Source organism: Rothia sp. L_38 (genome assembly GCF_050689125.1).
Classification (GTDB): Bacteria; Actinomycetota; Actinomycetes; order Actinomycetales; family Micrococcaceae; genus Rothia.
The window spans coordinates 22101-28285 of the sequence record NZ_JBOEQD010000020.1; the positions used below are offsets into that span (position 1 = coordinate 22101).

Sequence of the window (6185 nt, forward strand, 5' to 3'; positions counted from 1 at the left end):
TTCAACACCCTTCTACGGTATCAAACCTGCCCAGAGTTGAGTGCGCGTGCGATGTGCGACACAATAAAAGGGTGACTCTCAAAACAGACTACGCATCACACAAGATTGTTATTCTCGGTGGTGGCCCTGGCGGCTATGAGGCTGCTCTTGTTGCCGCTAGCCACGGCGCCGATGTCACTATCATCGAAGATAAGGGCATGGGTGGCTCGGCCGTCCTCACCGACGTCGTCCCCTCTAAGACCCTGATTGCTAGCGCGGACGCCCGCAACCGCTTTGGCAAGGCCCAGGAGCTTGCGATCTCGGTGGGGGACGATGACGCAGCCCCGCCCATCTCAGTTGACCTAGCCAAGGTTAACAAGCGCCTGATTGACTTAGCCCACCAGCAGTCCCACGACATCAAGCGCACCCTGGAACGCAGTGGCGTGAAGGTCATTGACGGTCGGGGCAAGCTAGTGGACCGCCACACCGTGGAAGTTACCGATTCGACCGGCCTGACCTACGAGCTGACCACCGAATTCATTATTCTGGCGGTGGGCACCCACCCCCGTGAACTGCCCACCGCTCAGCCCGATGGCAAGCGCATTCTCAACTGGACCCAGCTCTACTCCCTGGAAGAACTTCCTGAAGACCTCATTGTGGTTGGCTCCGGCGTCACCGGTGCGGAGTTCGCCTCAGCCTATAACGGACTGGGTTCTCGGGTTACCCTGATTTCCTCCCGTGACCGGGTGCTGCCCGGTGAGGATGAGGACGCCGCGACCGTCCTTGAAAATGTTTTTGAACGCCGCGGTGTGCGCGTCATGCCCCGCTCTCGCGCAGAGGCAGCCTGCTACAACGAAGCTGGCGACGGCGTTATCGTCACCCTGGGCGACGGGCGCAAGGTCGCGGGTTCTCACGTGCTCATTGCCGTCGGTTCTATCCCCAACACCGAAAACCTGGGGCTTGAGGACGCCGGGGTGGAGGTCAGCGAATCAGGGCATATTAACGTGGATCGCGTCTCCCGCACTAACATCCCCAACATTTATGCGGCCGGTGACTGTACCGGGGTTTACCCTCTGGCTTCTGTTGCCGCGATGCAGGGGCGTGTTGCCGTTTCGCACATGCTGGGCGACATCGTCAAGCCCCTGCGCACCCACCAGGTTGCCGCCAACATCTTTACGGCCCCTGAAATTGCAACCGTCGGCGTGAGCCAGAGCGAAATCGAGTCGGGGAAGTACCAGGCCGATATGGTCATGCTGCCACTGACGACCAACCCGCGCGCCAAGATGATGGCGGTCGAGGATGGCTTCATCAAAATCTTTGCCCGCAAGCACTCTGGCACCGTTATTGGCGGCGTGGTGGTGGGTCCCCGCGCCTCAGAGCTGATTTTCCCGCTCTCGCTAGCAGTCGATAAGAAACTGCACGTGGACGATATTGCCGAAACCTTCACGGTCTACCCCTCGCTGACCGGCTCTATCTCAGAAGCCGCGCGGCAGCTGCACACTATGCAGTAATAGATGAAAAAGGGGAGGGGTAGCGCCCGTTCGGAGCCGACTGGCTGGGTCTGGCATGAATCGCTTGCGAGCTTGCGAGCCAGCGAGAAGGTTAGTCGGCAAGAACGGGCGCTACCCCTCCTTGAGCTGTGTGCGTCTACCCTACTTAGCGCGGGCCATGGTGGTCAGGTCCACGTCGCGGGTTTCATGGGTGATCGCCATGAAGATCAGGGTGAGCAGACCTGCGCCGGCCAGGTAGAGGCCGACTGCGCCCACACCACCGTTGGCGTTCAGCCACACCGCTGCGTAGGGGGTCAGCGCTGCGCCCAGGATGGAGGCGACGTTGTAGCTGATACCTGAGGCGGTGTAGCGGACGTTGGTGGGGAAGAGCTCGGGCAGGTAGGCGCTCATGGAACCGAAGGTCAGGCCCATGAGGGTCATGCCGATGGCCATGAAGAGGACGATGCGGCCGGCGTTGGCGTCCTCACCGGTGCCGACGACGGAGGGGTCCATGAGGTAGCCGAAGGAGAGGCCGAAGATGATGATGGCGCCGGTGATAACCAGCTGGGAGGAACGGCGGCCGTACTTGTCGGCTAGCCAGCCGGAGACCGGAACCATGGCGGCGAAGAAGAGAATGGTGATGAGCTGGATGACCAGGAATTCGCGGTAGGCGATGCCCAGGCCGCCCTTTTCTACCTTGCCGATGCCGAAGGAGAGGATCCAGGCGGTCATGAGGTAGAAGAGTACGTAGGTGGCGAGCATGATGAAGGTGCCCTGAATCATGGGCCACCAGGCTACCTTGAAGGCTTCAGCGAGCGGGGTCTTGACCTTTTCGTCCTTTTCGAGGGCTTGTTTGAAGACGGGGGTTTCTTCGAGCTTGAAGCGCACGTAGAGGCCGACTGCGACCATGACGATGGAGGCGATGAAGGGGATGCGCCAGCCCCAGACCAGGAAGTTGTGGTCGATGGTGTCGCCGGCGGCCAGTGAGGTGAAGCCCATGGTGACGGTCAGAAGCAACATGAAGCCGTTGGCGAGGATGAAGCCGAACGGGGCGCCGAGCTGGGGCCACATGGCGGCGCGGGCGCGCTTACCTTCTTCGGCGTATTCGGTGGCCAGTAGGGCTGCGCCTGACCATTCGCCGCCGAGGCCTAGGCCCTGGCAGAAGCGCAGGATGGTCAGCATGGCCGGTGCCCACAGGCCAATCTGGTAGTAGGTGGGGAGCAGACCGATGAGGAAGGTGGCGATGCCCATGGTCAGGAGTGCACCGACCAGGGTTGCCTTGCGGCCTACCTTGTCGCCGAAGTGGCCAAAGACGATGGAGCCGATGGGGCGGGCGATGAAGGCTGCGCCGAAGGTCGCCATGGAGGCGAGGAGCTTGGCGGTGTCGTCCTCGCCGGTGAAGAAGAGGGCGGGGAAGACAGCCACGGCGGCGGTGGCATAGATGTAGAAGTCGTAGAACTCGATGGTGGTGCCGATGAGTGACGCCAGGATGACGCGGCTGCGGGGCACGGTCTGCTCGGCAGCAGAAGAGGCCGGGGAGGTGACTGTTGTGCTCACGTGAACTCTCTAGTGGTGTATAGATTGTGTTGTATGGTTTTACTCTAAAACTGGCGTTCTCTATGTGAAACTTAGATTCCACTATGTGAGCATAGGGGGTGGGGTAAAGAGATAGGCCCCTCTGCCTGGCGGCAAAGGGGCCTATCTGAGCTTGTATGCGTAGGTTTACTTGATGGTTGCGATAATAGCCCCGGCAGAGACGGTATCGCCTGCCTTGAGCTTGAGCCCGGTGACCTTACCGGCCTTGTGGGCGGTGATAGGCTGTTCCATCTTCATGGCTTCTAACACCACAATCAGGTCGCCTTCAGTTACCTTGGCGCCGTCCTTGACCGCTACCTTGACGATAGTGCCCTGCATGGGGCTGGTGAGCTCATTGCTGTTGGCAGAGCCGGACGCGCCCCCGCGGCTTGAGCGGGACTTGCGGGCCTTGGAGGCGGCAGCAGGCTTGGCGGTAGTACCACCCAGGGCGGGGAGGACGACTTCCATGCGCTTGCCGTTGACCTCAACGGTAATCTTCTGGCGCTCTTCATCTGCCTCAGCCAGGGTAAGGGCACCGTCGTAGGCGGGCAGGGTGTTCTTGAACTCGGTTTCAATCCAGCGGGTGTGAACAGCAAAGTCACCGCCTTCGGCAGGAGCGAAGGCGGGCTCATCGAGCACGGCGCGGTGGAAGTTGGCAACGGTGGGCATACCCTCGATGACCAGCTCACCCAGGGCACGGCGGGCTCGCTGTAGGGCCTGTTCGCGGGTGGCGCCGGTGACGATGAGCTTGGCAATCATGGAGTCAAAGTTGCCGCTGACGGTATCACCGGCAATCACGCCGGAGTCCCAGCGCACGCCGGGGCCAGAAGGCACAACCAGCTTCTCGATGGTGCCGGGGGAGGGCATGAAGCTGCGGCCGGCGTCCTCACCGTTGATGCGGAATTCGAAGGAATGGCCGCGTACCTCGGGGTCGGTGGCTTCGATGGTCTCACCGCGGGCGATGCGGAACTGCTCGCGCACCAGGTCAATGCCGGTGACCTCTTCGGAGACCGGGTGCTCAACCTGTAGGCGGGTATTGACTTCGAGGAAGGAAATGGTGCCGTCGGTGCCCACCAGGAATTCGCAGGTACCGGCGCCCTGGTAGCCTGCCTCGCGCAGGATAGCCTTGGACGCCTCGTACAGGCGCTCGTTCTGCTCTTTGGTCAGGTAGGGAGCCGGGGCCTCTTCTACCAGCTTCTGGTTGCGGCGCTGCAGGGAGCAGTCGCGGGTCGAAACAACCACAACATTGCCGTGGGCGTCGGCCAGGCACTGGGTTTCAACGTGACGGGGGGAGTCAAGGAAGCGCTCAATGAAGCACTCGCCGCGGCCAAAAGCGGCGATAGCCTCGCGGACAGCTGACTCGTAGAGCTCCCCGATACCCTCGCGCTCGCGGGCGACCTTGATGCCTCGCCCACCGCCGCCAAAAGCTGCCTTGATAGCAACGGGCAGGCCGTACTCGTCCGCAAATTTTTCAACCTCAGCGGCGCTCTTGACCGGGTCCTTGGTGCCGGGAACCAGCGGGGCGCCGACCTTCTCGGCGATATAGCGGGCGGCTACCTTGTCGCCCAGGCGGTTGATGGACTCGGGGGAGGGGCCAATCCAGGTCAGACCGGCGTCGATGACCTGCTGGGCGAACTGGGCGTTCTCAGAGAGGAAGCCGTAGCCGGGATGCACGGCATCGGCTCCAGAGCGCTTGGCGACCTCAAGTAGCTTGTCCATGACCAGGTAGGACTCAGCCGCAGCGGTGCCGCCCAGGGCATAGGACTCATCGGCTAACAGTACGTGCTGGGCCTCGCGGTCGGGGTCGGCGTAGACAGCGACGGTTGCTAGCCCCTCGTCCTGGGCGGCACGAATAACGCGAACAGCAATTTCACCGCGGTTAGCAATCAGTACCTTGCTGACGGGGCCGGTGTGGCGCCCCTTCACCGGGGTAAAGGCCTGGGCCAGGTCGTTATGTGCAGTCACTATGAAAGCTCCTCGGGTTATCGTGCCGTGCTGGCGTGCCGTTACTGGCTATGACGCATTATGAGCAGGCGCCGGGTGACGGCGCCTCACAAAAGTCGTATCTTGAAATTTATCGCGAATTTTTCCAAATGTCGCTGATTGAAACACCAAAGTTAGCCAGCATTGTGCGTAGGGCATGCACCGAAAGCCCCACCACGGTGTGGTATTCGCCCTCAATTCCCTTAATGAAGGCCGCACCGAAACCGTCGATTGTGAAGGATCCAGCCACCCACAGGGGCTCGCCGGTGGCCACGTAGCGCCGGGCTTCTTTGTCGCTGAAGGTATCGAAGTGGACGGTTGCCGTGCGCAACTCGCTGGCCTCGGGGTGCTTACTAGCTGCTGTGTTCTGGGTAGACTCGCGGGTATCGACCAGCCAATGCCCGGTGTGGAGTTGCCCGCTGCGTCCGCTCATAGCGGTGATGCGTTCCAGGGCTTTTTCGGAGCTGCCGGGCTTGCCGTAGGCAAGGCCATCGAGCTCAAAGACAGAGTCACAGCCCAGCACCAGTGCACCTGCTGCCTCGGGCAGGGCGGCAACCGCCTGCGCTTTTGCCTTGGCTAGCAGCTGGGCGGTCTGTGCCGGGGTGATGTCGCCCAGCCCAGCCTTATAGGCGGCCTGTTGGGCTTCGTGCAGGGCGGCGTCCTCATCGACATCGCTGACTATAACGGTGAAGCGGACGCCGGCGTCCTCCAGGAGCTTTTTGCGGGCAGGGGATGAGGAGGCAAGGACGAGCCGCACCGGCTGTTCGCCCGCCGCGGCTGCGGTTTCAGTAGGGTTGTGCATGGGTAACAGTCTAGCGGTGCTGACGAACCCCAAACCCACAACATGTGTGATGGGCCAAGTCTGCACATCGGTATGGAGCTGATGGTATCAACTTGGTATTGTGGGTGTATGGCTCTTACCTTGCGACTTCCTGAAGATTTAGACCACCAGCTTGCAGATTTAGCAGAGCGCGAGCATTTATCTAAGCACTCCCTCATCGTTGAGAGTGTGCGTCGCATGCTGGAAGAAAGAGAGCATCGGGCCATGGTAGAAGAGGGGCTCGCTTATGCGCTTGAGCATGATGCAAAAACTTTGGAACGATTAGCCGACTCATAAATGCAGCGGATTCAACTCGAAATTGCTATTGAGGTTATAAC

Annotated in this window: 5 protein-coding genes; 2 read left to right on the forward strand and 3 right to left on the reverse strand. The window is 61.0% G+C overall.

Going from position 1 to position 6185, the window contains the following annotated elements:
- The first annotated feature begins 71 nt into the window (after positions 1 to 71).
- A complete protein-coding gene (locus ACRCJM_RS11545; RefSeq protein WP_431465018.1) occupies positions 72 to 1490 on the forward strand; it encodes an NAD(P)H-quinone dehydrogenase in 1419 nt (472 codons plus the stop codon).
- A gap of 141 nt (positions 1491 to 1631) precedes the next feature.
- Here ACRCJM_RS11545 and ACRCJM_RS11550 read toward each other — a convergent pair whose 3' ends face one another.
- From ACRCJM_RS11550 to ACRCJM_RS11560, 3 genes are all read right to left on the reverse strand, one after another.
- The gene (locus ACRCJM_RS11550; RefSeq protein WP_431465019.1) at positions 1632 to 3026 is read right to left on the reverse strand and encodes an MFS transporter; all 1395 of its coding nucleotides are present in this window, start codon (positions 3024 to 3026) and stop codon (positions 1632 to 1634) included.
- 165 nt (positions 3027 to 3191) lie between these two features.
- A complete protein-coding gene (locus ACRCJM_RS11555; protein WP_431465020.1) occupies positions 3192 to 5009 on the reverse strand; it encodes an acetyl/propionyl/methylcrotonyl-CoA carboxylase subunit alpha in 1818 nt (605 codons plus the stop codon).
- Positions 5010 to 5118: 109 nt separating this feature from the next.
- Positions 5119 to 5829 (reverse strand): Maf family protein, encoded by a 711-nt coding sequence (locus ACRCJM_RS11560; RefSeq protein WP_431465021.1) that lies wholly within the window; start codon positions 5827 to 5829, stop codon positions 5119 to 5121.
- A gap of 108 nt (positions 5830 to 5937) precedes the next feature.
- On the opposite strand from ACRCJM_RS11560, the gene ACRCJM_RS11565 reads away from it, so the two are divergent.
- Positions 5938 to 6144: a CopG family ribbon-helix-helix protein gene (locus ACRCJM_RS11565; RefSeq protein ID WP_237205964.1), complete on the forward strand. Its 207-nt coding sequence runs from the start codon at positions 5938 to 5940 to the stop codon at positions 6142 to 6144.
- The last annotated feature ends 41 nt before the right edge of the window (positions 6145 to 6185 follow it).

Excerpts from the sequence above, each read along its gene's own strand:
- ACRCJM_RS11560 (WP_431465021.1), bottom strand. The coding sequence starts at position 5,829 with ATGCACAACCCTACTGAAACCGCAGCCGCGGCGGGCGAACAGCCGGTG.
- ACRCJM_RS11565 (WP_237205964.1), top strand. The coding sequence starts at position 5,938 with ATGGCTCTTACCTTGCGACTTCCTGAAGATTTAGACCACCAGCTTGCA.